Source organism: Bradyrhizobium sp. SZCCHNR1098 (assembly GCF_032489375.1).
In the GTDB taxonomy this organism is placed as follows: Bacteria; Pseudomonadota; Alphaproteobacteria; order Rhizobiales; family Xanthobacteraceae; genus Bradyrhizobium.
Genome location: NZ_JAUEXY010000012.1, coordinates 1 through 26,324 on the forward strand (window position 1 = coordinate 1; position 26,324 = coordinate 26,324).

The 26,324-nt window shown below is 66.9% G+C and carries 23 protein-coding genes and 1 pseudogene; 11 read left to right on the forward strand and 13 right to left on the reverse strand.

Annotated elements, in window-relative coordinates; all coding sequences use genetic code 11:
- Positions 1-778 precede the first annotated feature (778 nt).
- The 4 genes and pseudogenes from QX135_RS23740 to QX135_RS23755 all read right to left on the reverse strand — a co-directional run.
- Positions 779-2,089, reverse strand: coding sequence for a hemolysin family protein (locus QX135_RS23740; RefSeq protein WP_315735049.1), 1,311 nt, complete (start codon positions 2,087-2,089; stop codon positions 779-781).
- A gap of 309 nt (positions 2,090-2,398) precedes the next feature.
- A complete protein-coding gene (locus QX135_RS23745; RefSeq protein ID WP_316177530.1) occupies positions 2,399-4,384 on the reverse strand; it encodes a carbohydrate porin in 1,986 nt (661 codons plus the stop codon).
- 344 nt (positions 4,385-4,728) lie between these two features.
- A complete protein-coding gene (locus QX135_RS23750) occupies positions 4,729-5,013 on the reverse strand; it encodes a hypothetical protein (protein WP_315735045.1) in 285 nt (94 codons plus the stop codon).
- A 146-nt stretch (positions 5,014-5,159) separates the two neighbouring features.
- Positions 5,160-5,651, reverse strand: a pseudogene (locus QX135_RS23755) (creatininase family protein); the annotation flags it as partial.
- 518 nt (positions 5,652-6,169) lie between these two features.
- On the opposite strand from QX135_RS23755, the gene QX135_RS23760 reads away from it, so the two are divergent.
- Positions 6,170-8,230 carry a carbohydrate porin gene (locus tag QX135_RS23760; RefSeq protein ID WP_315783978.1) on the forward strand — a complete coding sequence of 687 codons (2,061 nt, stop codon included), beginning with the start codon at positions 6,170-6,172 and terminating at the stop codon, positions 8,228-8,230.
- A gap of 176 nt (positions 8,231-8,406) precedes the next feature.
- On the opposite strand, the gene QX135_RS23765 is transcribed toward QX135_RS23760, so the two are convergent.
- The gene (locus tag QX135_RS23765; protein ID WP_315783977.1) at positions 8,407-8,682 is read right to left on the reverse strand and encodes a hypothetical protein; all 276 of its coding nucleotides are present in this window, start codon (positions 8,680-8,682) and stop codon (positions 8,407-8,409) included.
- A gap of 229 nt (positions 8,683-8,911) precedes the next feature.
- Positions 8,912-9,742 carry a creatininase family protein gene (locus QX135_RS23770; protein WP_315783975.1) on the reverse strand — a complete coding sequence of 277 codons (831 nt, stop codon included), beginning with the start codon at positions 9,740-9,742 and terminating at the stop codon, positions 8,912-8,914.
- A gap of 129 nt (positions 9,743-9,871) precedes the next feature.
- Between QX135_RS23770 and QX135_RS23775 the strand changes: the two genes are divergently transcribed.
- From QX135_RS23775 to QX135_RS23805, 7 genes are all read left to right on the forward strand, one after another.
- Positions 9,872-10,861 carry an ABC transporter substrate-binding protein gene (locus QX135_RS23775; protein WP_315783995.1) on the forward strand — a complete coding sequence of 330 codons (990 nt, stop codon included), beginning with the start codon at positions 9,872-9,874 and terminating at the stop codon, positions 10,859-10,861.
- A 25-nt stretch (positions 10,862-10,886) separates the two neighbouring features.
- The gene (locus QX135_RS23780) at positions 10,887-11,681 is read left to right on the forward strand and encodes an ABC transporter ATP-binding protein (RefSeq protein WP_315783973.1); all 795 of its coding nucleotides are present in this window, start codon (positions 10,887-10,889) and stop codon (positions 11,679-11,681) included.
- A gap of 83 nt (positions 11,682-11,764) precedes the next feature.
- The gene (locus QX135_RS23785; RefSeq protein WP_409997693.1) at positions 11,765-12,493 is read left to right on the forward strand and encodes an ABC transporter permease; all 729 of its coding nucleotides are present in this window, start codon (positions 11,765-11,767) and stop codon (positions 12,491-12,493) included.
- Complete coding sequence (locus QX135_RS23790; RefSeq protein ID WP_315783971.1) at positions 12,493-13,476, forward strand: 2-hydroxyacid dehydrogenase; 984 nt, start codon at positions 12,493-12,495, stop codon at positions 13,474-13,476. Before QX135_RS23785 ends, QX135_RS23790 begins: the two co-directional genes overlap by 1 nt.
- A gap of 92 nt (positions 13,477-13,568) precedes the next feature.
- Complete coding sequence (locus tag QX135_RS23795; protein WP_315774075.1) at positions 13,569-14,165, forward strand: AprI/Inh family metalloprotease inhibitor; 597 nt, start codon at positions 13,569-13,571, stop codon at positions 14,163-14,165.
- A gap of 159 nt (positions 14,166-14,324) precedes the next feature.
- Positions 14,325-15,977 (forward strand): PAS-domain containing protein, encoded by a 1,653-nt coding sequence (locus QX135_RS23800; RefSeq protein WP_315783969.1) that lies wholly within the window; start codon positions 14,325-14,327, stop codon positions 15,975-15,977.
- 107 nt (positions 15,978-16,084) lie between these two features.
- On the forward strand, positions 16,085-16,414 hold the full coding sequence (locus tag QX135_RS23805; RefSeq protein WP_315753882.1) for a hypothetical protein: 330 nt from the start codon (positions 16,085-16,087) through the stop codon (positions 16,412-16,414).
- A gap of 3 nt (positions 16,415-16,417) precedes the next feature.
- Here the strand turns inward: QX135_RS23805 and QX135_RS23810 are convergent, their stop codons facing one another.
- Positions 16,418-17,824: a PLP-dependent aminotransferase family protein gene (locus tag QX135_RS23810; RefSeq protein ID WP_315783967.1), complete on the reverse strand. Its 1,407-nt coding sequence runs from the start codon at positions 17,822-17,824 to the stop codon at positions 16,418-16,420.
- Positions 17,825-17,979: 155 nt separating this feature from the next.
- Between QX135_RS23810 and QX135_RS23815 the strand changes: the two genes are divergently transcribed.
- On the forward strand, positions 17,980-18,840 hold the full coding sequence (locus QX135_RS23815) for a DMT family transporter (protein WP_315783965.1): 861 nt from the start codon (positions 17,980-17,982) through the stop codon (positions 18,838-18,840).
- Between the two features lie 11 nt (positions 18,841-18,851).
- Here the strand turns inward: QX135_RS23815 and QX135_RS23820 are convergent, their stop codons facing one another.
- The 4 genes from QX135_RS23820 to QX135_RS23835 all read right to left on the reverse strand — a co-directional run bounded on the left by QX135_RS23820 (position 18,852) and on the right by QX135_RS23835 (position 22,250).
- Positions 18,852-19,565: a hypothetical protein gene (locus QX135_RS23820; RefSeq protein WP_315783963.1), complete on the reverse strand. Its 714-nt coding sequence runs from the start codon at positions 19,563-19,565 to the stop codon at positions 18,852-18,854.
- A 149-nt stretch (positions 19,566-19,714) separates the two neighbouring features.
- Positions 19,715-20,428 (reverse strand): RadC family protein, encoded by a 714-nt coding sequence (radC, locus tag QX135_RS23825; RefSeq protein WP_315735722.1) that lies wholly within the window; start codon positions 20,426-20,428, stop codon positions 19,715-19,717.
- A 70-nt stretch (positions 20,429-20,498) separates the two neighbouring features.
- A complete protein-coding gene (locus QX135_RS23830; protein ID WP_315735026.1) occupies positions 20,499-20,666 on the reverse strand; it encodes a hypothetical protein in 168 nt (55 codons plus the stop codon).
- A gap of 33 nt (positions 20,667-20,699) precedes the next feature.
- Positions 20,700-22,250 (reverse strand): alpha/beta fold hydrolase, encoded by a 1,551-nt coding sequence (locus tag QX135_RS23835; protein ID WP_316177515.1) that lies wholly within the window; start codon positions 22,248-22,250, stop codon positions 20,700-20,702.
- Positions 22,251-22,396: 146 nt separating this feature from the next.
- Between QX135_RS23835 and mddA the strand changes: the two genes are divergently transcribed.
- Together mddA and QX135_RS23845 are read left to right on the forward strand one after the other, a co-directional pair.
- Complete coding sequence (gene mddA, locus QX135_RS23840) at positions 22,397-23,176, forward strand: methanethiol S-methyltransferase (protein ID WP_316177513.1); 780 nt, start codon at positions 22,397-22,399, stop codon at positions 23,174-23,176.
- Between the two features lie 185 nt (positions 23,177-23,361).
- The gene (locus QX135_RS23845) at positions 23,362-24,552 is read left to right on the forward strand and encodes an MFS transporter (protein ID WP_316177511.1); all 1,191 of its coding nucleotides are present in this window, start codon (positions 23,362-23,364) and stop codon (positions 24,550-24,552) included.
- Here QX135_RS23845 and QX135_RS23850 read toward each other — a convergent pair whose 3' ends face one another.
- Together QX135_RS23850 and map are read right to left on the reverse strand one after the other, a co-directional pair.
- Positions 24,553-25,356 carry an intradiol ring-cleavage dioxygenase gene (locus QX135_RS23850; RefSeq protein ID WP_316177870.1) on the reverse strand — a complete coding sequence of 268 codons (804 nt, stop codon included), beginning with the start codon at positions 25,354-25,356 and terminating at the stop codon, positions 24,553-24,555.
- A gap of 97 nt (positions 25,357-25,453) precedes the next feature.
- Positions 25,454-26,278 carry a type I methionyl aminopeptidase gene (map, locus tag QX135_RS23855; protein WP_315735018.1) on the reverse strand — a complete coding sequence of 275 codons (825 nt, stop codon included), beginning with the start codon at positions 26,276-26,278 and terminating at the stop codon, positions 25,454-25,456.
- Positions 26,279-26,324: the final 46 nt, after the last annotated feature.

A 26,324-nucleotide genomic window follows, 5' to 3' on the forward strand; every position in this document is an offset into this window, starting at 1 on the left:
CTCTCCTTGGCGCCAAAGACCGCCCCCAACAAACGACGCCCCTCTTGACAACTTACTCCCCATACAAGGTTCAGCCGGAACGACCCGGCCCTCCCTGCGCGATCGGTTTTAACGGCTTATACGTGATCTCCCCGGTGCGCCGGCTTTCTGGCCACCGTGGCGACAACGCGCGCATCACGCGCGCTGCCGCGGACCTCAGCGTCGGGAGGTCAGGACCACACGATTTCGCCGTCCGCGACGACAGCGCTCGTCCAGCGCCGCCGTCACGTCCATCGCATTGCCGGTCCAACGTTCGTGACGACGCGCGTACGCCCCTCATCAGGACCGGAATGGGAGGAGCATAGGACAGGAATTATGATTTTCGGAAGCTGTTTATTTTTCGCAGAGGCTCTTGAAGTGGGTCTTCATATTGAGGGCGCGGGGGAAATGAGTGTTTTGGCGCAGGCGACATGCGTGGCGCATCGGCCGTCCGCCGGCGTGTTGGAGATCGGCACTCCGCCCGACGGGCGAATCGGGGATTGCAAAGTTGTTTGTGGCACGCAGGCGCGGCGCGATCGGTCAGCGCCTCCCCCCGCGTGCGGGGGAGGTCGCATCGCATCGTCAGATGCGATGCGGGTGGGGGATTGCTCCGGAAAGACTGCCGCTGTGGCACCCCCACCCCAGCCCTCCCCCGCAAGCGGGAGAGGGGGCGCACCGCCGGTGCCGCGCCTGCGCGGGTCTCTCGATGATGCGGGCCGAGATACGCATCATGAAACGCCCTGGCGCAATTGAGTGAGCGCTACCCCACGTTCGGCTCGCCGCCCTCCGGGGCGAGCCTGGTCGCCAGGATCTTGTCGATGCGGCGGCCGTCGAGGTCGATGATCTCGAAGCGCCACCCTTGCAGCTCGAAGCTCTGGCCGACCGCGGGCACGCTGCCGAAATGCTGCAGCACCAGGCCGGCGACGGTGTGGTAGCCGCGATGTGGCGGCACCTCGATGGCGAGGACGTCGGCGAACTCGTCGAGTTGCATCCAGCCGGAGACGAGCAGCGATCCGTCGTCGCGGCGGAGGCAGGCCGGCTCCGGCGGGCCTTCCTCGGAGGAGAACGCGCCGACGATCGACTCCAGAATATCCGCCGCGGTCACGACGCCTTCGAACGCGCCGTATTCGTCGTGGACCAGCCCCATATGCACGGGCGCCACCTTGAGAATCGCGATCACGTCGCGCGCATCGACGGTGGAGGGAATGATCGGCACCTCGCGCACCAGGCTGCGCAGGTCCGGCGTCTCGTCGCGCAGATAGGCGGCCAGCAGGTCCTTGGCCTGGAGCACGCCGATCGGACGGTCGCGCTCGCCGTCCGACACCGGCAGGCGCGAATGCGGGCTCTTGGCGAGCAGCTCGCGAATGGTCTTGGGATCGTCGTTGAGGTCGACGACGTCGACCTCGGGGCGCGGCGTCATGATGGCGCCGACCGGGCGGTCGCCGAGCCGCATCACGCCGGCGATCATCTCCTTCTCGCCGGGCTCGAGCACGCCTGCGGTCTCGGCCTCGCGCACCAGATGGTGGATCTCCGCCTCCGACACCTTCTCCTCGGCCTCGCCGGAGCGGCCGAGCAGCGTCAGGATCAACTTGCCGGAGAGATCGAGCAGCACCACGAGCGGCAGCGACACCTTGGCGAGCACCTGCATGGCGGGCGCGACGCGGACCGCCACGGCCTCGGGGTCGCGCAGCGCCAGCTGCTTCGGCACCAGCTCGCCGACGATCAGGGTCGCATAGGTGATGGTGGTGACGACCAGGCCGACGCCGATGATGTCGGCAACGGAGGCGGACAGGCCGAGCTCCAGCAGCCACTGCGTCAGGCGCTGGCCGAGCGTGGCGCCCGAGAACGCGCCGGAGAGCACGCCGACCAGGGTGATGCCGATCTGCACCGTCGACAGGAACCTCCCCGGATCGGACGCCAGCGTCAGCGCCCGCCGCGCGCCGGCGATGCCCTTTTCGGCCAGCATGGCGAGGCGTGCCGGCCGCGACGAGACGATCGCGAGTTCGGACATCGACAACAGCCCGTTGACGACGATGAGGACGACGATGATGGCGAGTTCGACGGAGAGCATTTCGACCTGGTCTGGCGCCCGGAGGGGGCGGGATGGGGACAGGTCCTAGCATATGGGGATGGCAATCGCCCAATGCCGCGCTGCGGTGGGCGCATGGCTGGAGACGGGTGGGCGGTCAGATTGGGGCTTGCCGCGCCTGGACCTCCGCTGTCGTCCCGGCCTTGAGCCGGGACCCATCGCCACCGACCGTCATGAGGCGGGCAATCGGCAGTGACGTCCCTCGATAGCTTCCGCGGTATGGGTCCCCGCGTTTGCGGGGACGACACCGAGTGAGGAGCTATGGCCTGCGCAAATAAAAACAGCCGCCGCTCAGAAATCCCCGTGCAGCCGCCCCGAGAAGATCGACACCGGACCGCGGTCGGCGTTGTAGGCGGGATTGCTGATGAACTGATAGTCCGCCGTGAAGGTCAGGTATTTGTTGATCGAGTAGGCGTAGTAGGCCTCGATGATGTTCTCGCGCCGGTAGTTCAGCGCGCCGTCGCCGATCAAGGGGCCAAGGCCACCGGCGGCGAGGAATGCGCGGTGGTCGCGCGACAGCCCGTTGGTCACGCCGGCGAGGCCGATGGTGTCGTCGGGACGGCCCCAGCGCGCGCCCTTGATCGAGGTGCCCAACGACAGGCTGCTGTCGATGTCGGTGAACGCCATGATCTCGTTCTTGCCGTCGTTCCAGCTCCAGCGTCCGAACAGGCCGACATCGTCGGAGAGCGCCTGGTCGAAGCTGATGACGTAGCCGAATTTGCCGCGGCCGCGGCGGGTCTGGCCGATGTCGAGATTGAGCGCGGGATTGTCCAGCGTCTCGCGATAGCTGCCGGCGAACACGCTGTTGAACCAGCCGATCGTGCGCAAATGTCCCGGCTGCGAGAACAGCTGATAGCGGGTCTCCAGCTCGACGACGTAGCTGCCGCGTCTGAAAACCTTCGTGTCGAAATTGTTCGAGTTTGACTCGGCATCGACCAGGAAATAGCCGGCGCGCAGCGCCCAGTTCTTCTGGTTCAACTCGGCGGTGGCGCCATAGGTCAGTCCGAGCTTGTCAGCGGCATAGTCGAAGGCGCCGGGCGCCCAGACCGACCAGTTCATGAAGTCCTTGCGTGCGTCCTTGGCGTAGGCGTTGCCGTCGAACACGTCGAGCACGGGGAATTTTCCGATCTGAAGCGTGAGACGCGAGATGTCCTGCTTGCCGGACAGCTGCAGCTGGCCGCTGCCGAGCTGCTCCTGCTCGCCGCCGAAGCCGAAGGTCTGGCGCAGGAACAGCCGCGAGGTGTTGTAGTGCGGATAGGGGAAGTCGGACTTCTGCGCTTCGCCATTGGGGAAGCCGCCTGCTCCGACGGTGTTGCTGAGGCCGAAGCCCTGCAGCAGCTCGGGATTGTAGTAGACCTCGCCGCCGTCCCACAGCCGCGCGTTGATGTACAGGCTGTTGCTCCAGGTCTCCTGGAATTGACGCGCGGGTGTCAGGCTGTTGGCGCCGGTGTAGGCGGCGCGGAACGCCGGATAGCCCTGGCCGATCACGGTCGCCTGGCCGTGGATCTCCCAGCGGTCGGATTCGGGATCGGACGGATCGCTCTTGAGCTTCAGGTCGGGACCGCCCACGAAATCGAGCTTGCGGTTGAGCCCGACCCGCAGGGTCTGGAAGTCGAGTTGCGAATTGTAGCTGGCGCCGTTGGAGAAGCGGACGCCGCCGTTCTCGAAATGGCTGTAGAGATATTCGAGGCGCCAGCTCCAATGCGGCGCAAAGCTGCGCTCGATGCCGGCGCCGGCGGCCCAGCCGAGCCGCGTCGTCAGCAGCTTCTCGGTGTCGCCGGCTGCCGTCGTGTTGATGAAGCGGCCGCCGGTCCAGGCGAGGCCGCCGGTGGCATAGACCAGCCAGTCGCCCCTGATGTAGCCGACGCGGCCGCGGGCGGTGGCGACATAGTCCCACAGCTCCGAGACGTTCGAGCCGGGCGTGCCGAGCATCGCGACGGTGTGGTTGGAGGTGAGATAGTTGGGGAAGCTGAAATCGCCCTCGAGCCCGAGCAGCAGGCCAGACCGGGTGACCCAGTTGTAGCCGGCCTGCACGCCGCCAGTGAGACCGCTGAACGGGCTACCGGCGCTGACCGTCCCGCTCGGGTCGGTCAGCGTCGCCTGGGCGCGGTCGCGCGTATAGCCGGCATGGACGCCGACATAGAGGCCGGTCCAGTCGAACACCGTCTGCGCCATCCGCGCCTTGACCGGCAGGTCGGCGGCAGCGGCGGGGGCAGCGAGCGCGGCGATCATGGCGCCGGCCGCGATCATCTCCCGGGTGCAGTTCGAACGGATCATGGCGGCGGATTCCCAAGGCGAGGCAAACGACACAGGCAAACGTCACAACTGATTGCCCGCGCACAGTCACGAGAAGATTACGGAGTCGTCGATGTTCGATCGGAAGTGTGGACGGCACGCGGTAATTTGTGGATGATTTATATTGCGATTAATTCGCAACAGCAAGCGTGGGGCGGTCTCATCCGGTTTCCGATTGAGGGTGTGGCGCCCACGCAACAATCAGCCCGCCCGGGCGGCCGGGCGGGCTGTCGAGATCGCAGATCGGGGTGGTAGACGCCCGGCCTTGGCGAATTGGCGAGGCGGGCCTTGGCCGGGGCCGGGCGGGACGCGACGAACGCCCGGCATCAATAGCCGCAGGCCCTGACGCGGCCGACATACTGGCCGTAGACGTTGTACTGCGGCACCCAGCGGCAGTACCGATAGCCACCGCCATAGGAGTAGCTGTCGTTGCTGGCGGCGATGGCGCTGCCGACGACGGCGGCTCCGACGAGGCCGGCACCGACGCCCCAGCCCCAATGGTGATGATGATGGAAGCCGTTGGCCGCCGCAGGCGTCGACGTTGCGGCGATGCTGCCGGTCACGGCGAGCGCGGTCAGCGCGAGGGTGGCAATCTTGGTCTTGATCGACATGGTGAAGGCTCCTGTTTGATGTTGCGGCGGCCGGCGTCGGCCGCTCGCCAAATTGGACGGAGCCTTTTCGAAACCGGTTCGAATCGCCTGATGGCGATCGACGCCATCCGGAGATTCATCAGAAGATCCAGAATGTTATCTTTGGCTCAGGAGCCCGGCAGCGGGCCGTGGCCGAGCGTGGTCACGTCGAAGTTATCGACGTCCTCCAGCAGCGCGCAGAACGCCCGCGCGCCGTGGTCCAGCACGCGCTCGCCCTTCTCCGCCGAGGCCTGCGTGGCATCGCCGACCGCGCCGCCCGCATTCAGGTCCTGCGTCTGCCAGGCCATCGGCGCCGGCCGCTGCGTCGAAAGCACCTTGTAGGTCGTTTCCATCTCAGCGCCGCGCGAGGGGAAAGCGGCGATGGCATCGCTGCGCACCAGCGTGGGATGGCGGGCCAGCATGATCGAGGTCTCGACGGCACCGCCATGGATGCCGTGACGCAGCTCGTCGGCGGAGAACAGGCCATCGGGCGCGCCGAAGCGCGACCATGACGTCGTCACCACCAGCATGCGGTGATCTGCGCGCAGATCCTGCGCGACCAGGGTCATCGCGGCGCTGTTGCCGCCATGGCTGGTGACAATCACGAGCTTCGTGATTCCGATCGCGCGTATAGCCGGCGTGGCCGCCGACATAGACACCCGTCCAATCGAACTCCGTCTGTGCGACCGGCGCTTTCAGCGCCAAATCCGCGGCCTGGGCCGCAGCTCCCGAGCCGAGGACGACGACGGCGGCAAGCCCGGTCCAGCTTCGGACGCGCGATCGTCCGGATCGTATTGGCGTAACCGTCGGCAAGCGTATGGACCGCAAGAGCAGGAGTGAACAGAGGCGCTGGTGATGCGGACCCTAGCGAATATTGCAAGTTACTTGCAATGACTTTGAAGTCACACGTCACGGCTCGCGCGCGGAAGCGGTGATTTTCGATGGCCCTATCGGCTGTGGGAACGGGTGTCGGCCCTTCGCGATCGAGCTCGCTTGTGACATGACGTCGCAAGGCAATCGAGCTGACGAGCGATTCGAAGACGGAACTGCCGCATGGTGGGAGACCCGCGTGTTGCAAATCCGTTACGAGATGATGTCAGAACGGCACTGATCGTAATTCTCACGTGAATTGAACAAGATGGACCACCGGCTCCTGGCTCGGGCGACGCTCGGTCTCCTGCTCACTTTGTCCAAAACCGCGACAGCGGCCGATCTCGGGTCGGTAAATTCGCGGCCGCAGTCGTATGACAATTCGGCGGCCCCTGACTGGAACGGATTCTATATCGGCGGGCACCTCGGCTACGCCGCAGGCAAGTCCGGCTGGACCGCCCTCGAGGCCGGCGCCGGCGTCCCGATGCTCTCGGGATCGACCGGCCTGTTTAACTCCTATGATGCCTTCAAGGGGACCGGCAGCTATCTGTTCGGCCTGCAGGCCGGCTACAACCGGATGCTGTCGCCGCGCCTCCTGCTCGGCGTGGAGGGGGACTTCTCGGCTCCGAACACGCTCGCCGGCGTGCGGGCCCCGACCTCCCCGGCAACTGGCCAGGCGGCCTATCGCGATACGGTGCTGGGGACGGGTACGCTGCGCGGGCGTATCGGTTACGACTTCAATCCATGGCTGGTCTACGCGACCGGCGGCCTCGCCTGGAGCTACGACCGTCTGGAGCGGACTCAGCTCGCGGGCACGGCCGGCAATGCGGCGGTGGGCGACGTCGATACGGCGCTGACCTGGCGGCTCGGCTGGGTCGCCGGTCTCGGGGTGGAAGTGCCGATCGCGCCGGCCTGGAGCGCCAAGCTCGAATTCCTGGACTCCGAGTTCGGGCATCATCGGAAACGCTTCACCGCGGCCGGCCAGCTCTACGACTCCGATTTGTCGATCCAAAGGCTGCAACTCGGGCTCAACTACCAGCTGGGCACGGATCCGGCCAAGAAGGATCTGCTCGGCAAGGGCATCGTGCCACCCGAGCTCGACAATTTCGCCGTGCATGGCCAGACCACGATCACGACGCAGTACGACTTTCCGTTCCGTGCCCCCTATGCCGGCCGGAACAGCCTGGATCCCAATATCGGCCGCGAAACCTTTGACCTCGACCTGTACGTCGGTTTCCGCCCCTGGGACGGCGCCGAGATCTGGATCAACCCCGAAATCGACCAGGGCTTTGGCCTGAGCGGCACGTTCGGCGTCGCCGGCTTCCCGAGTGCTGAGGCCTACAAGGTCGGCTCAAGCTATCCCTATGCCCGCATTCCGCGCGCCTTCCTGCGCCAGACCATCGATCTCGGCGGCGAGAGCCAGAAGGTCGAGGCCGGCATCAACCAGTTCGCGGGATCACAGACATCCGATCGTCTCGTCTTCACCGTCGGCAAGTTCGGCGTCGTCGATATCTTCGACCAGAACAAATACGCCCACGACCCGCGTGCCGACTTCCTGAACTGGACCTTGGTCAATACCGGCACGTTCGACTATGCCGCGGATGCCTGGGCGTTCACCTATGGCGCAGCGGCCGAGTGGTACACCGGCCCGTGGACGGTCCGCGCCGGTATCTTCGATGGTCCGGCCGTCCCAAACAGCACCGATCTCGATGCCAAGCTCGGCCAATTCCAGATGGTCGGCGAACTCGAACGCCGCTACGAGCTTTGGGGGCAGCCGGGCAAGATCCTGGTCACCGGCTATCTGACGCGGGCCCGCCTCGGCAATTTCCAGCATGCGGTGACCCTGGCGGCGCAGACTGGAGCCGCTCCGGATCTCGCGGCGGTCCGGACCTACAAGAGCAAGCCCGGCATCTCCGCCAATTGGGAGCAGCAGATCCTGCCGGGGCTCGGCGTGTTCGCGCGCGCCGGCTACACGCCCGGGAAGCTGGAGGCCTACGCGTTCACCGACGTTGACACGACCCTTGCCGCCGGCACCTCGGTGTCAGGCAGATTCTGGGGACGGCCGGACGACACGTTCGGCCTCGCAGGGGTGGTCAATCAGATCTCGCCGGCGCATCAGGCCTATTTGGCCGCGGGCGGCTATACGGCGCTGATTGGTGATGGGCAGCTGCCGCACCCCGGGGCCGAGAAGATCCTCGAAGCGTATTACTCGCTGCCGGTGTTCAATTGGCAGTTGACGTTTGACTATCAGTTCATCGTCAACCCGGCCTACAGCCGCGATCGCGGGCCGGTCTCGATCATCGGGTCGCGGCTGCACGCGCAGTTCTGAGTCGAACGACCTGCCACCCCGACAATCCGCCCGGGGGGGATAGCCGGGCGGGTTGGGACACGGGTCTGAGCTGATGGGGACACCCGTATCAGACGCGGGACCGGTGCTGCAGCGCGTTCACGAGCCGACGTGGCGAGCCCTGGTGGATTCGGTTGGGCAAGGTGACCGTCGCGCCATCAATAGCCGCAGGCTCTGACCCGGCCGACGTAACGTCCGAACGCGTCGTACTGGGCCACCCAGTGGCAGTACCGATAACCGCCGTAGTAATAGCCGTCGTTGCTGGCGGCGATGGCGCTGCCGACGACAGCGGCGCCGACGAGGCCGGCTCCGACGCCCCAGCCCCAGCCGTGATGGAAGCCATGGGCCTCGGCAGGCGTGGAGGTCGCGGCGACGCCGCCGGTCACGGTCAGGGCGGCGAGGGTCAGGGCGGCAAGCTTGGTCTTGATGGACATGGAAGGCTCCTGTTTTCCGTTGGGCGGCCGGTGCTGGCCGTCTGTCAAATTGGACGGAGGCTTCTCGAAAGCGGTTCGAATCGCCCGAACAAGGCCGGGGCGGTTCAGAGATTCGTTTGAAAATCCAGTTAGATCATGATGCGATTCCACGGAATCGCATCATGATCTCATCTCTTTGTTTGAGCATGATCTTTCCGGAAAACCGGTTTCCACTTTTCCGGATCATGCTCTAGTTGGGCCCAATCCAACGGCTCGCCAGCGGGCCGCCGCCGAGCCCGTTCACGTCGAAGTTATCGATATCCTCGAGCAGCGCACAGAACGCCCGCGCGCCGTGGTCGAGCACGCGCTCGCCCTTCTCCGCCGACGCCTGCGTGGCATCGCCGACCGCACCGCTCGCATTCAGGTCCTGCGTCTGCCAGGCCATCGGCGCCGGCCGCTGCGTCGACAGCACGCGATTGTTCTTCTCGATCTCAGCGCCAGATGACGCGAAGGCAGCGATGGCGTCGCCACGCACCAGCTCCGGATGACAGGCCTGCATGATCGAGGTCTCGACGGCGCCGCCATGGATGCCGTGCCGCAGCTCGTCGGAAGAAAACAGGCCGTCGGGCGCGCCGAAGCGCGACCAAGATGTCGTCACCACCAGCATCCGAAAGGCGGCGCGCAGGTCCTGCGCGACCAGGGTCATCGCGGCGCTGTTGCCGCCATGGCTGGTGACGATCACGAGCTTCCTGATTCCCGCGCGCGCCACGCTGTCGCCGAGCGCGCGCCAGCTCCGCAGCGCGGTCTCGGTCGGCAAGGTCAGCGTGCCCGGATAATCGATATGCTCGGTGGAAATGCCGACCGGCTGCACCGGCAGGAAGGTGACCGGCAGTGCCGGCGGCAGCAGCGCGCGCACGCGGGCGAGATAGGCTTCCGCAATGTAAACATCTGTGCCGAGCGGCAGATGCGGTCCGTGCTGCTCGGTGGCCGCGAGCGGCAGCACTGCGATCCAGCGCGCCGCCTCGGACGTTCCGATCAAGGGCCAGTGCAGCTCGGTCCAGTCGTGGGGCGGGGTGGTCATCGTGCTGGCTGTTTCTTTCGTGCCTCGGGCAGGGTACTTATCGCCCGACCATAGCACTTCGAACGGCATCTTGGGCGAGACTAACCGGGGAATCCAATCATGACGCAGGGGCTTCTGTCGCGAACGTTAATGGCGGCTTTGCTCGTCGCGGGTGCGCTGGTCCCGGCGGCCCAGGCCCAGACCCTGGACAAGGTCTCGTTCGGCACCAACTGGGTCGCCGAGGCCGAGCATGGCGGCTTCTTCCAGGCGGTCGCCGACGGCACCTACAAGCGCTACGGTCTGGACGTGACGATCGTGCCGGGCGGTCCGAACGAGAACAACCGCATGCTGCTGATCTCCGGCAAGATCGAGTTCTTCATGGCCGCGAACACGCTGATGTCGTTCGACGCGGTGGCCAACAACGTGCCGGTGGTGTCGATCGCCGCGATGTTCCAGAAGGACCCGCAGGTGTTCCTGACGCATCCGGAGTCCAGGATCACCAAGCTCGAAGAGCTGAAGCCGCTGACCCTGTTCGTCTCCAAGGAAGGCATCTCCAGCTACTATCAGTGGCTGAAGTCCGAATACGGCTTCTCGGAGAAGAACGTGCGTCCCTACACGTTCAATCCGCAGCCGTTCATCGCCACCGCGCAGAGCGCGATGCAGGGCTACGTGACATCAGAGCCGTTCGCGGTCGAGCGCGCCGCCGGCTTCAAGCCCGGCGTGATCCTGCTCGCAGACAACGGCTTCAACACCTATTCGACCCTGATCGAGACGCGGCGCGACCTGATCGAGAGCAAGCCGGACCTGGTGCAGCGTTTCGTCGATGCCTCGATCGTCGGCTGGTACAATTACATCTACGGCGACAATTCCGCCGGCAATGCGCTGATCAAGAAGATGAACCCGGAGATGACCGACGACCTGCTGGCCTATTCGGTCGCCAAGATGAAGGAGTATGGCATCGTCGATTCCGGCGACAGCGTGGACAAGGGCATCGGCGCCATGACGGAGGAGCGCATCGCCAGCTTCTTCGACAAGATGGTGCGAGCCGGCGTGGTCAAGTCGACGATCGACTATCGCAAGTCCTATACGCTGCGTTTCGTCAACAAGGGCGTTGGCATCGATCTCCGGCCGAAGAAGTAGGACGCTTGAGCGGCGCTTTCAGCACATGAGCTCACCTCCCTCGTCCGAGCGCGCCGTTGCGACCGCGGTACGCCTGCGCGGCGTCACCAAGGTGTACGAGTCCGGCGTCGTCGCGCTGGGGCCGATCGACCTGACGATTTCCAAAGGCGAGTTCGTCTCGCTGCTCGGCCCCTCCGGCTGCGGCAAGTCGACGGCGCTGCGGTTGATCGCCGGGCTTGCGAGCCCGAGCGGCGGTACGGTCGACGTCGCGGCGTCCGAGACGCATCCGGGCCATCGCATCGGCTTCGTGTTTCAGGAGCCGACCTTGATGCCCTGGACCAGCGTGCGCGACAATGTCGGCTTGCCGTTGAAGCTTGCGCATGTCCCGGCCACGGAGGCACGGCCGCGGATCGATGCCGCCTTGGCGCAGGTCGGCCTGCCGGATTTTGCCGATGCATTCCCGCGCGAATTGTCCGGCGGCATGAAGATGCGCGCCTCGCTGGCGCGAGCGCTGGTGACACGGCCCGACATCCTGCTGATGGACGAGCCGTTCGCGGCCCTCGACGAGATCACGCGCTTCCGCCTCAACAACGACCTGCTGGCGCTGTGGCGCAGCCTGAACATGACCGTCCTGTTCGTCACCCATTCGGTGTTCGAGTCGGTCTACCTGTCGCAGCGCGTCCTGGTGATGACGGCGCGGCCCGGCCGGCTCAGCGCCGAGATCCGGATCGACGTCGACGCGCGCGATGATGCGTTCCGCGCCTCGCCGGACTACGCCGCATATTGCCGCCGCGTCTCGGACGCGTTGGCGCCGGCCTACACCGGGGTGCATGCGCTGTGAGCGGCGTACGAGAGCAGAGAACGTTTGTCGCGGCAGCGCGGCTGGCGAGCCTCGCCTTTCCGGCCTTGGTTTTCGTCGCAGCGATGACGGCGTGGGAGTTGGTGGTGCGCGTCAACGGCATCCAGCCTTATGTGCTGCCGGGGCCGCTGCTCATCCTGAAGACCTTGGTTGCCGACTGGGACATTCTGGCGCAGTCGCTGCTGACGACACTGATCACGACGCTCGAAGGCTTCATCGCCGCCGCCCTCGGCGGCATCGCGCTGGCGCTGCTGTTCAACCAGTCGAGATGGCTGGAATGGGCGTTGTTTCCCTATGCCGTGGTGCTGCAGGTGACGCCCGTGATCGCGGTCGCGCCGCTGCTCCTGATCTATCTGCCGCAGCAGACCGCGGTGGTCGTGTGCGCCTGGATCGTCGGCTTCTTCCCCGTGCTGTCCAACACCGCGCTCGGGCTCAACTCGGTCGATCGCAATCTCGCTGGCCTGTTCCAGCTCTACGGCGCCTCGCGCTGGCAGACCTTGCGCCATCTGAAATTGCCCGCCGCTCTGCCCTATATTCTCGGCGGTCTGCGCATCGCCGGCGGCCTGTCGCTGATCGGCGCCGTCGTCGCCGAGATCGCCGCCGGCAGCGCCGGCGCGGGATCAGGCCTCGCCTATCGCATCGCAGAATCCGGCTATCGTCTCAACATACCCCGCATGTTCGCCGCGCTGGTGCTGCTGTCGGTCGCCGGGATTGTCATCTATGGCTTGCTGGCGCTAGTTTCGCACCTCGTTTTGCGGCGCTGGCACGAAAGTGCTCTTGGAAAGGACAACTGATGGCGGCCACTTCGTCTGACAAGATCGATGTTCTGATCTATGGGCCGCTGCGGCCGATCCTGGAAAAGGGTTTCCCGGACAGCTTCACTGTGCACCATGCGACGACACAGGCCGATCTCGAAGCGCTGCCAGCGGACGTGAAAGGGCGGATCCGCGGCGTCGCCGTGACCTTCCACACCGTGAAGACCGATGCCGCCGTGATGGCGATGCTGCCGAAGCTGGAGATGATCGCAAGCTTCGGCGTCGGCTATGACCACATCGCGGCCGCCCATGCCGGTCAGCACGGCATCATCGTCACCAACACGCCCGATGTCCTGACCGAGGAGGTCGCCGACGTCGCGATGGGCCTGTTGATCGCCACCTGCCGCGAGTTCATCAAGGCCGACCGCTTCGTGCGCTCCGGCGAGTGGACGTCGAAGCCCTATCCGCTCAGCGTCGGCTCGCTGCGCGACCGCACCGTCGGCATGGTCGGCATGGGCCGCATCGGCCAGGCGATCGCGCGCCGGCTCGAAGCCTCGCTGGTCCCCGTCGTCTATCACTCGCGCAATCCGGCGGCCGGTGTCGCCAACAAGCACTATCCCGACCTGCTCGCGATGGCGAAGGACGTCGACACGCTCATCGTGATCGTGCCCGGCGGCGCCGGCACCAACCGGATCGTCAATGCCGAGGTGCTGAAGGCGCTCGGACCGCGCGGCGTCGTCGTCAACGTCGCCCGCGGCTCGGTCATCGACGAACAGGCTTTGGTCGAGGCGCTGAAATCCGGCACGATTCTCGCGGCTGGCCTCGACGTGTTCGAGAAGGAGCCGGTGGTGCCCGACGCGCTCAAGGCGATGGACAATGTCGTGCTGCTGCCACACATCGGCTCGGCTGCCATCGTAACCCGCAACGCGATGGATCAGCTGGTGGTCGACAATCTCAAGGTCTGGTTTGCCGGCAAGCCGCCGCTGACGCCCGTTCCGGAAACGCCGGTGAAAGGCCGCTGATGAAACGTTCGCTCCCAATGCTGATCGCGCTGCTGTCGTCAGTGGCGGGCGTCCCTGCCGTTGCGCAGGACGCCGCCGGCCTGAAGAAAGCGATGATCGGGCAGTGGGAGCTTGCGACCACCGAGCGCAGCAAGACCTGCGTCGTGACCTTGAAGCCGGACGCTGCGCCGCGCGGGCAGAAGCTCGAGCTGGAGCCGGGCTGCGCCGCCGCGCTGCCCTTCACCAAGGACATCGCCGGCTGGAACGTGAAGGGCCTCGACATCGTCAGTCTCCAGGCCGCCAATGGCGAGGCGGTGATCGACTTCACCGAGGTCGAGGCCGGCATCTTCGAGGGCCTGCGCCAGGGCGAAGGCGTCTACATCCTGCAGAACCTCGCGGCGGCGCGGTCGCTGGCCAAATCGATGGACCAGATGATCGGCGATTGGGCCATGGTCCGCGGCAACGGCGCCACGATCTGCAGCCTGGTGCTGACCAACAACGACGCCGGCCACGACAATTTCCAGGTGTTCGTGAAGCCGAAATGCGACGCCGCCATCGCAGCGTTCGCACCGAGCCAGTGGCGGCTCGAGCACGGCCAGATGATGCTGATGTCGGATCGCGGCGAGACCTGGCGGTTCGAGGCGGACGACAATGCGCAGTGGCGGCTGGTGCCCGACAGCGCCAATCCGCTGATCATGCTCAGGCAGTAGGGCGAGACGCGCGCCGTTGAGCGCCCTTGCCGCGCGTCGGGCAAGCCTCTTCCGGCATCGGATTTGGTTAGCGGTCGGTTACGTGCCTGTTCCACCAATTGGAACTTGTTGTTTACGCATCTTGCGTCTGATGGTTGCATTCCATCGAGGGGGCCCGTCATGCGTGAGTTGTTGCGCCGGTTCAACAGGTCGCTGCCGTCGTTCAGCCTCAACGACAAGATCTCTGCGGCTGCGGCCGCGTTCGCCGTCCTGGTGATGCTGTCGACACTGGGCGCGCTGTCGGCGCTGCGCGAGCAGCGCCTGTTCTACGACCGGCTCGAAGCGCTTTCCATTGCGGCCCGCAACATCGAGCGCACCAACGCGCTGATCTACGCGGTCGTGATGGAATCGCGCGGCATCTACATGTCGTTGGACCGCACCGTCGCGCGGCGCTACGCCGACTCGCAGCTTGCGAAGATTGCGCAGCTGAGCAAGGTGGTCGACGAATGGGAAAGCCGGGTCACCGATGACGACGCCGCGCTGTTCGCCCCGTTCAGGAAGCGGATCGATCAGTTCGTCGCATTCCGCACCGAGATGGCGCGGCAGACGATCTCGGTCGGATCGTCGGCGGCGCGCGAGCTCGGCGACAATGACGAGAATCGCGCGGTGCGCACCGCGCTCAACGAGGACCTCGAGAAATTGTCGCGGCTCTATGCCGACCGCACCCGCGAGCTCGGCGAGGCGGCCGACGCGCGCGGCATGGCCGCGTTCTATCTGGGCGCGCTCGGGGCGGTGATCATCGTGCTGATCGCGGCCGCGGCGCTGGCGCTGCGCTGGGGCGTGCTGATGCCGCTGCTGGACATCGCCCGCGTCACCGACCGCATCGCCGCCGGCCGCATCAAGCTCAAGATTCCCCATGCGCGGCGCCATGACGAGATCGGACGGGTCGCGCATGCGGTGGAGACTTTCCAGAACGGCGCCTTCCGGATTCAGGAGCTCGAGCAGCACGAGGTCGAGATCGAGCGCCAGCACGCCGACATCCTGCGCGAGCACGAGCGGCTGGAGCAGGGCGCGCTCAGCAACCAGCAGCGTCTGGATGCCGCGGTCGCCAACATGGCCCAGGGCCTGATCATGCTCGACAGCTTCGGCTACGTGCTGATGGTCAACGAGCAGTACCGCGAGCTGTACGGCGTTCCTGCCTCGGTTGCGAAGCCCGGTGCGCATGTGCGCGAGATCCTCGCGCACCGCGCCAAGCTCGGCCTGCTGCGTGAGAAGCCGTCGGAGTTCCTCGCCGCGCTACGGGAGCGCATGAAGGAGCGAAGGGCCGAGGTCGTCGAGGTCGAGCTCGCCGACGGCCGCATCATCCGCATCTCGGAGCGTCCGATGGACGGCGGCGGCTGGATCGCGACGCATGAGGATTTCACCGCGCAGCGCCGTGCCGAGCGCAAGCTCGCGCGCGCCGAATATTTCCTCGCCGCATTGCTGGAGAACATCCCGCAGGCGGTGCTGGCCAAGGATGCGCAGTCGCTGCGCTACATGTTCGTCAATCGCGCCGCCGAGCGTCTGTTCGGCGTGCCACGCACCGACATCATCGACCGCACGCCGGGCGAACTGTTCTCCGCGCCGACCGGCGCGATCCTCGAGGAAGCCGCCCGCGAACAGCTCGCAGGGCGCGGCGACGATGAGCCGCGAGCCCATAGCATCCTCACACCCGGAAATGGTCCGCGCGACATCGTCGTGCGCCGGCTGCCGGTCTCGATCGGCGAGGGCGAGCCGAAATATCTGCTCAGCATCATCGAGGACCGCACGCAGGATCAGCGCGTGGCGGCATGATGCGTCACGTGGCAACGCCGGGGATTGCCCTGCCTTGAGGTCGCCTTGATCTGCATCAAGAACGGCCACGCCGGGCGGACTAGCGTGCTCGGAACGGAGGCCTGTTCATGATCCGACGTCTGGGGATTCCCTTTGCTACCCGCCTTGGCGCTGCGGCGCTGCTCACGCTCGCCGTCGTCGCGCCGGTGCATCAGGCTGTCGCGCAGGACGTGCTCGGCGGAGCGATCCTCGGCGGCGCCGGCGGAGCGATCCTGGGCGGCGCGATCGGCGGCGGCCGGGGCGCTGCGATCGGCGCCGTGATCGGGGCCGGCACCGGAGCTGCAATCGCGGCCGATGGCGAGCGCCGTCGTGGCGGTTATTATTCCTATCGCAATGGCTGCTATTTGCAGCGCGGCGACGGGTCATGGGTCCGCGCACACCCGCGCTACTGCTACTAAGCCTTATCCGTCGGCCGAATTGGCCGCCTGGCGGCGCGACGAACGCGCTGCCGGTGGCTTTGTCGCGCGCTCCAGCGCGTGGATGACGCGCGGATCCTCGCAATGCGCGACGTTGAAGCGCATCATCGTCGCGGCGGATTGCGCCGCGCTGAAGACGTCGCCGGGCGCGAGCACCACATGTTCCTCGAGCGCGGCCTGGGCCACCTCGATCGCCGTACAGCCGTCCGGCAACCTGCACCACAGATGAAAGCCGCCGCGTGGCATCAGCCAGGGCGCGATGCCGATGCGCTGCAGCCGTGCTGCCACGCGCGGCCGCGCCCGCGCAAGCCGAGCGCGCAGCTCCTCGATGTGCTTGCGGTAGCTGCCGCTGGTCAGCACCTGGGTCAGTGTCTCCGCGGCGAACTGTCCGGGGCCGCCGAAGCCGGTCGCGATCTGCAGGTCGATCAGCGGCTCGATCCAGTCGGCGCGCGCGGCGATGTAGCCGCAGCGCACCGAGGCCGACAGCGTCTTGGAGAAGCTGCCGACCAGGATCACCCGCGTCAGCCCGTCGAGCGCCGCGAGCCGCGGCGACGGCTCCGGCTCGAAATCGCCGTAGATGTCGTCCTCGACGATGATCGTGTCATGCGCCGCCGCGGCGTTGAGCAGCCGGTGCGCCGTCTGCAGCGACAGCGTCGCGCCGGTCGGATTGTGCAGGCCCGAATTGGTGATGTAGAGCCGCGGGTGCTCGGCTGCGAGCATCGCCTCGAACCGCGCGACGTCGGGTCCGCCCGGCGTCATCGGCACGCTGACGATCCGCGCCTGATGCGCGCGCAGCAACGCCAGGAAATTGAAGTAGCAGGGATCGTCGACGAGCACGGCGTCGCCGGGACGCAGCAGCATGCGGCAGATCAGGTCGATCGCCTGCGTGCCGGACGAGGTCAGCACCAGCTGCTCGCTGAACGCGTCGATGCCGAGGCCGGCAAGGCGGCCCTGCAGCAGCCGTCGTAGCGCCGCCGATCCTCGCGCCGCGCCGTAGTCGCTCAGCACTGGGCCGCCGCCGCGCGCCAGCGTGCGGACCGCGCGCCGCAGCGCGTCCTGCGGCATCCACTCGGCCGGCAGCCAGCCGCAGCCGGGCGTCAGCGTTCCCGGCCCGGCGTCGAGCGACTGCCGCGACACCCAGAACGGATCGACCGCCCGCGGACGGTGCGGCTCGCGATCGGCGAGGGCCAACGGCGGCAGCGCGGTGTCGGCGACATAGAAGCCGGAGCCGCGCCGGGCCCGGATCACACCCTCGGCGGCGAGCCGGTCATAGGCCTCGACGACGGTGGCCGGCGAGACGCCCATCGCCGCGGCGAAGGCGCGGATCGACGGCAGGCGCTGGCCGACGTCGAGCGCGCGCGTCGCCAGACGCTGCCGGATCGCATCGACCACGGCGGTGGTCCGCGTGCCGTCTCGGCGGGACTCGAGCGTCCTTGATTCCAAAGTGTATTGCTTTCGGCATCAGTACAGAATGTCGAAATTGTATCGGTCTGTGACTGCCGCAACAAGCCCGATCCGGCTAAGGGATCTGCGAGGAGGAGCCGTGCATGAAGGGATCGATCGAAGGTTGGGGGAGCGGCATCGTCGGCATGACGATCTTCAGCGGCTCGCTGCCGGCCACGCGGGCGGCGCTGGAGGGTTTTGCGCCGCTGTTCCTGACGGGCGCACGCGCGACGCTCGCGGCCGTGCTGGCTGCGCTTTGTCTTTTGCTGTTGCGGCAGCCGCTGCCCAGCCGGCGTGATCTGGTGTCGCTCGGGATCGTATCGCTCGGTGTGGTCATCGGCTTTCCGCTGCTCACGGCGCTCGCGCTCCAGCACATCACCTCGGCCCATGCGATCGTGTTCGTCGGTCTGCTGCCGTTGTCGACCGCCTTGTTCGGCGTGCTGCGCGGCGGCGAGCGGCCGCGGCCGTTGTTCTGGCTGTTCGCAGTCCTTGGCGCTGCGGCGGTCTCGGGCTTCGCCCTGTCGCAGGACGGCGTCGCGGCGCCGATCGGCGATCTCGCCATGATCGCCGCGATCATCGTCTGCGGCCTGGGCTATGCCGAGGGCGCCATGCTCACGCGCCGGCTCGGCGGCTGGCAGGTGATCTCGTGGGCGCTGCTGTTGTCCGCACCGCTGATGCTGTCGATGGCGGTGCTGACGCTACCCGGCGCGTCACATGACATCACGGCCGCGGCGTGGCTGGGCCTTGCCTATGTCTCCGTCTTCAGCATGTTCATCGGCTTCGCCTTCTGGTACCGCGGGCTCGCGCGCGGCGGCACTGCGACGGTGGGCCAGCTGCAATTGCTGCAGCCCTTCCTCGGCCTCGGTTTTGCGAGCCTGCTGCTGCATGAGCCGGTGTCGGCCACGATGATCGCCGCAGCCGGAATCGTCGTCGTCTGTGTGGCGATGGCGCGTCGCTGGGCGTAAGCCGTCAGCGGCTATTTGCGGTGATAGAGTCCAGTGAAGCTGACGCCGGCACCGCCGCAATCATTGTTGTCCTCGACCAGCAAAAGCGCGCCGATGCGCTGCAGACGCACGCGGCACTCGTCGCCGGCATTCGGCCGATCGAACGGCGTGCTGCCGTCGTCGACGAAGGCGATGAGGCCGCCCTTGGGCTCTGCCGTCGCGCCGAGCGATCCGTTGCGCAACTCGCGACCGGCCGGCAGCACCTGATCGCCTTCGATCCTGAGCCGGTTGCCGGCCGCTTTCCTGATCGTCAGTCCCCCTCCCGGATGCTCCCAGCTTCCGGCCCAGTCGGACATTGCCGGCGCGGCCATCGGCGCGACGGTGGTGAGGGCTGCGCGCGGCAGCCAGCCGGTGGTCCAGATCTGGGCCTTCGCACGCGGCGCCTGGTAGCTGACGCAGACGAAATCGCCGTGGGTCCTGCCGACCAGCACGAGGTCGTCGCCGACGAGGTACGCCTTCTTCCGGCAGGCGTCGGTCGCAGCGGGACAGCCTGCGGCCTTGAAGCCATCGTCATAGGGGCTCTTGACGAAATTCACGCGCGGCTGGCCGCTCACTTTGGCGACGACGAGTGGCCGCGCATCGTCCCAGCCGATGCCATTGCAATTGGCGGGATCGTTGGCGTCGTAGGCAGCCGCCGCGGTGACGGTCAGGCCGCCGAGGATCAGTCCGATGAAGGCCGCGCGCATCCGTCATTCCTCTCCACGCTTCGCCAGCATTAGCCGACGTGGGAAGACGGCCGGTTCAACGCGGCCCGACGTTTCGTCTATCCCGCGGCGATCTTTTGGCAGCTCCGACCGCGGCACGCTGCATGCGTCGTCTCGTCGGCGTCGCGCCTTCACATCACCCCGATGCTCTTCAGGCTGGTGTGGCCGTTCTTGCCGACGATGATGTGATCGTGAACCGTGATGCCGAGCGGCTTGGCGATCTCCACGATCGTCTTGGTCATCCGGATGTCGGCCTGCGACGGCGTCGGATCGCCCGAAGGGTGATTGTGCACCAGGATGATCGCAGTGGCCGACAATTCGAGCGCGCGCTTGATCACCTCGCGCGGATAGACCGGCGTGTGATCGACGGTGCCGGTCTGCTGCACCTCGTCGGCGATCAGCTGGTTGCGCTTGTCGAGAAACAACAGCCTGAACTGCTCCTTGTCGGCGAACGCCATGCTGGTGCGGCAATAGGTGATGACGTCCTGCCATGACGCCAGCGCGTGCTTCTGCCGCACCTCGCCCTTGGCGATGCGGTGCGCGGCGGCGGCGATCAGCTTGAGCTGGGTGATCGAGGCGTCGCCGACGCCGTCGATCTCGCGCAGCCGCGGCTCCGGCGCGTGGATCACCTCGGCGAACGATCCGAACGTCTTCAGCAGCGCCTTCGCCAGCGGCTTGACGTCGCGCCGCGGCAGCGCGGCGAACAGCACCATCTCCAGCAGCTCGTAGTCGTTGAGCGCGTCGGGGCCGGCGCTGTGGAAGCGCTCGCGCAGCCGCTGCCGGTGGCCGTGATAGTGCGGCGTGTCCGGCGGCGTATCGTTGGGAGGAGGGGCTTTCTCGGGCATCGGCGTCAGCATGCCGTGATGCCGCATTTTTGCAACCTCGAAGTGCTCGCGCGCCGCAGGGCGCGCCTTGCTAGGCCGCGCGCCCGGTCAGCACGAGGATGAGGCCGATGATGAGCGAGAACGCTGTGGGGTAGAAGGTGAGCGCAACGCCGAAGGCGCGGCCCGCCGCGCCCCTGGCATAGCCGAGCCAGAACAGCAGCCGCCCGAGGCCGAACAGGATCACGAGCGTGAGCAGCACCGGACGACGTCCATCTCGTCCGGGCGATCCTGCTTATGGCTGCAGACTGCCGATAAAGGCTTCGATGCTGGCGAGGACGGGCCTCTGATCGCCGGCGAACATCCAATGGTCGGCGCCGTCGAGCTCGACGAAGCGCGCGTGGCGGATATGGCTGGCGAGATGTCGCCCGGCCCCGACGAGTACGGCGCGGTCACGGCGTCGGTGCAGCACCAGGGTCGGTGCAGAGACCCGGGCGAGCAGGTGGCGGACGTCCATATCCCTGAAGGCTTCGAGCAGGCCCTTGATGGCGCCGGGGCTGGATGCCGCGCGAAGCAGTCCGGCCCACCAGGCCCGCGCCTGGGGATCGCCGGCCAGGCTCGGTGCGAACGTCTCGATGCCCGCCGGTCCGCCCCATTCGGCCACGAGCTGTCGCAGCCAGATGCCGTACTGGCCGGCCTGCAGCGCATGCGGATAGTCTGATGTCGCGCTGCCCTTGGCCAGCGAGGCGAACAGGATCAGCCCGGCGACACGCTCGGGATGGTCGGCCGCGAAGGTGATGCAGGCCGGTCCGCCCTCGGAGGCGCCGAGCAGCACCGTGCGCCGGCTGCCGGCGGCGTCGAGCACGGTCGCGATGTCGCGCGCCGTCGCCTCCACGCTCGGGCTGAAACCGACCCGGTCGGAGAGCCCGATGCCGCGGCGATCGAACAGGATCAGACGGCCGATTCTGGCGAGCGCGGACAGCAAGGCCCGACAGCGCGGCTCCTCCCAGATCCGCTCGACATGCGAGACGAAGCCGGGCAGCAGCAGAATGTCCAGCGGACCGGTGCCGTAGGTCTGATAGGCCAGATGAACGCCGTCGCCCAGGACATAGCGCGTCGGCGGCGCGCTCTCGCCTTGCGCCGCGACGCCCTGCGTCAGCAGCGCCAGCGTATCCGGTTCGGGGGAGACGCCGAGCTCGTCGCGCAGGCGCTGTGTCAGGGCGTCGAGATGACGCTCGGCGGCGGCGCGGTCGCCGGCCAGCAGCAGGCTGCGGATCAGGGCGCGGCCATAGACCTCGCTGAGCGGATCGAACGCGACGAGGCGCCGGGCGTGGGCCGCCGCCGCGGAATGGTCACCGGCCGCGCTGCGATCCTGCACCACGCGCTCCAGCGCCTGGACCGCCCGGCCGCGCAAGGCTTCGCGCCGGAAGAAGGCCCATTCCTCGAACTGCGGACAATCGCCGGGCGTGAAGCCGTCGAGGAAGTCACCTGCATAGAGGCGGCAGGCCAGCTCGAATTCGCCGCGGTCGCAGGCCGTTTCGAACAGCCCGGATTCGACCTCCAGCTCGACCGCGGCCGCCCACCGAATCGTCGCGCGATCGATGGTGAGGCAGCCGTCGCCGAGCGTGAGCTGGAGCCGGTGCAGCAGGCGCCGCAGCCGCGCCCGCGCCACCTCCTCGGAACTCTCGGGCCAGAGCATCGTCGCCAGAACGTCCCGCGCGACGGGGCCCTTGGCCTCCGCCAGATAGACCAGCAGAGCGAGGCCCTTGCGCAGCGACAGCGGGCATGGCTGGCCGTCGCGATGCAGCTCGGGAAAGCCGAATGTCCGGACGCGGAACTGAACCATTGTCGTGCGACCTGCATGGCTGCGTCCGGGGGACGCTCGGGGGACGGTCGATTGGTAAGGCTCAGGCTCGCGCGGGACGTGAACGATCCCAGGATCGGGCGTCTCGATCACGGCCATGCCGTCCTCGATGCAACAAGGAAACATTCATGTCCGGACGTCTCCTCATCATGCTCTACGCCATCACGAGCTATGCCGTCTTTCTTGGGTCGTTCGTCTGGGCGGTCGGTTTCGTCGGCAATTACAACTATCTCACGGCCAAGTCGATCGACGTGGGCGAGTCCAGCACCGTGACCGAGGCCGTCGTCGTCGACGTGCTGCTGCTGGCGCTGTTTGCGGCCCAGCACAGCGTGATGGCGCGTCCGGCCTTCAAACGGTGGTTCACGCGCATCATTCCGGCGGCGGCCGAGCGTAGCACCTATGTGCTGCTGTCCAGCGTGATCCTGCTGCTGCTGTTCTGGCAATGGCGTCCGATCCCGATCCCGGTCTGGCGCGTCGAGGGCGTCGCCGCGGCCGTGCTGACCGGCGTCCACTGGCTCGGCTGGCTCATCGCGCTCAGCTCGACCTACATGATCGATCATTTCGATCTGTTCGGCCTGCGGCAGGCCGTCCTCGCCCTCCGCGGCACCGATGCGACGGCGCAGCCGTTCAAGACCCCGCTGCTGTATCGCCTGGTGCGCCACCCGCTGATGCTGGGCTTCCTGCTCGCGTTCTGGGCCACGCCGGAGATGTCGGTCGGTCATTTGCTGTTCGCGGTCCTCAGCACGGCCTACATCCTGATCGGGCTGCAGCTCGAGGAGCGGGACCTGATTGTCGAGTTCGGCGAGAGCTATCGGCGCTACCGCCAGCGGGTGCCGATGCTGCTGCCGCGGCTGATCGGCGGCCGGCGCACCGAAGAGACCGAAACGTCAGCGCGTGGCATGCGCTAGCGGCCTCGATTGCCTGCCCCCTCCGCTCCGGCTTGGGCGATGCAGCGCCCACGTAGACGTGAATTGGTGCGGGGGACCTCAGCACCTATGTCGGGCTTGAATGCTGCGATGCAAAATCACAGCTCGACAGCCTCTGTTCTCATAAGGCCCTATGGCCTGCCGTTTCCGCCCGAGAGAGATCCGCGTTGACCACCATCACGTCCGATTCCGGCGACTCGCTGTCCGCCTGGATCACGCTGCTATTGGCCTTTTCCTGCGGGCTGATCGTCGCCAACATCTATTATGCGCAGCCGTTGATCGGGCCGATCAGCGCCGACCTCGGGCTGCGGCCGCAGCTCGCGGGACTGCTGGTGACGATGAGCCAGATCGGCTACGGCGCAGGTCTCTTGTTCGTGGTGCCGCTCGGCGACCTCATCGAAAACCGCAAGCTCGTCATCACGACTATCATCGTCGGCGCCGCCGCACTCGGCTGTGCGGCCCTGGCGACGAGCCCATCGACATTCCTGCTCTCGGCGCTGCTGATCGGCTTCGGCTCGGTCGCGGTGCAGATCCTGATCCCGTATGCCGGCCATATGGCGCCGGAGGCGATCCGCGGCCGCGTCGTCGGCAATGTCACCACCGGTCTGATGCTCGGCATCATGCTGGCGCGGCCGCTCGCGAGCTTCGTCGCGGCCCATGCCTCCTGGCACGTCATCTATGCGGCCTCGGCGCTTGCCATGCTGATCCTTGCCGTCGTGCTGCGCCTAGCCCTGCCGCCGCGTGAGCCGCAGGCGCGGCTGAGCTACGGCCAGCTGCTCGGCTCGATGGTCGAGCTCTATCGCGACACGCCGGCGCTGCGCCGCCGGGCACTGTACCAGGCCGCGCTGTTCGGCGGCTTCAGCGTGTTCTGGACCACGTCACCGCTGCTGCTGGCCGGGTCCGATTTCCGGATGTCGCAGACCGGCATCGCCCTGTTCGCGCTGGCCGGCGTCGCCGGCGCGATCATGGCGCCGGTCGCCGGCCGCATCGCCGACCGCGGCTGGACGAGGCCGGCGACGGTTGCGTCGATGGTGCTGTGCGCTGCCGGGTTCGCGCTGACACTGACGGTCCCGCTCGGAACGAATTGGTCGTTGATCTCGCTGGTGATCGCCGCCATCGCGATCGATTGCGGCGCGCAGCTCAGCCTCATTCTCGGCTATCGCGTGCTGTTCGTGCTCGGCGCCGGCCAGCGCAGCCGACTCAACGGGCTCTACATGACCACCTTCTTCGTCGCGGGCGCTGCAGGGTCGGGCCTCGGTGCGTGGGCCTATGTGCATGGCGGCTGGACGGCCGCCGCCGCATTCGGCACGGCGCTGCCGCTCGCCGCGCTGGCCTATCAGTTCACCGAGCCGGATTGATCAGAACGGGCTGCGCTTCAGCCCGGGCACCAGCGCCGCCAGCCGGTCCTTGATCCACGGCGCCGGGGGCAGCTTGCCGGTGGGCATCTCGACCGCGGCGGCCGGGTTGCGGCTCACAGCCAGCGTCAATGTTGCGAGATAATGGTCGCGCTCCTCCTTCACCGCGCAATGCGCGCGGTGATCGGGATCGGCCTCGGTCGCGACGCGGTCGTTGGCGTTGATGACGAGCCGCTGCTTAGGCCGTCCGGTGTAGTCGGGCACGTTGGTGTAGATGAACTCGTTCAGCGCCTCGGGAAAGAAGGTCTGTCCCGTCAACACCGTGGCCTCGTCGACAAACACCCTAAAGTGGATGTGGGTGGCGCGGCCGGCATACCAGCCGGGATAGATCGTCCTGAAGCCGGCCCAGCCGGCGGCATCGGCCATCTGGGTGCCGCGCAGGAACGTCTTGCCGCTCTGGTCGAGCTTGTGATTGTCGCTCTGGCCGGGATAGCCCGAATAGATGCCGCGGGCGTCGCAGTGCCAGACGTCGACCCGTGCGCCCGGGATCGGTGCGCAGGAGCCGGCCTCGATGACGCGAAGGCGCAGCCTGAGCGGGACGCCCGGCCGGTCCTCGGCGATCTCGGCGCGCACCAGCTTGGGATCGAGATAATAGGGTCCCGACTCCGACTGCGGCGTCAGGATGCAGGCATCGTCGGCATTCGCCAATGCAGGAACTGTCTCCGACGCGGCGCGCGCCGGCGGCGTCAGCAGCGCTGCGCCCGCGGAGAGAAGGCCGAGAACGCCACGGCGTGTTGCGATGGTCAGAGCTGCCTCCCGCAATCGCATGCTATGGAGGCGGCAGTCGATCAGCCGGACATGGCAACAATCGGACGCCCGGCGACCATTCGGCCCGAGGCGGCGCTCACACCTGCGTCAGCGGCTTCTCGCCATGGCGCTCCGACAGCGTGAAGATCTCGACGCCGTCGGCGGTGACGCCGACCGAATGCTCGAACTGCGCCGACAGCGAGCGGTCCCGCGTCACCGCGGTCCAGCCGTCGGACAGGATCTTCACATGCGGCTTGCCGAGATTGATCATCGGCTCGATGGTGAAGAACATGCCGGGCTTGAGCAGCACGCCCTCGCCGGGGCGGCCGACATGGATGATGTTCGGCTCGTCGTGGAACAGCCGGCCGAGGCCATGGCCGCAGAAGTCGCGCACCACGCTCATGCCCTGCGGCTCGACGAAGCTCTGGATCGCATGGCCGATGTCGCCGGTGGTGGCGCCGGGCTTCACCGCGGCGATGCCGCGCATCATCGATTCGTAGGTGACCTCGATCAGCCGCTCGGCCTTGCGCGCGATCGGGCCGATCCCATACATGCGGCTCGAATCGCCGTACCAGCCGTCGACGATGAAGGTGACGTCGACATTGATGATGTCGCCTTCCTTCAGCGGCCGGTCGTTCGGCATGCCGTGGCAGACCACGTGGTTGATCGACGTGCAGGTCGAGTAGCGATAGCCGCGATACATCAGCGTCGCCGGATAGGCGCCGTGGCTGAAGGCGAAGTCGCGGACGAAATCGTCGATCCGCGAGGTCGGCACGCCCGGCTTGACGATGTCGGTGAGCGCATCGAGGCACCTCGACACCAGCGCGCCGGCCTTGCGCATGCCGGCAAAGCCGCTCGGGCCGTGCAGCTTGATCTGGCCGTTCTTGCGCGCAGTGGTGTCGGTCGCTTCGATATAGTTCATGGGCCTGTTTCGTTCTCAGGGGTGTCGCGGGGTGATCGCCTAATTT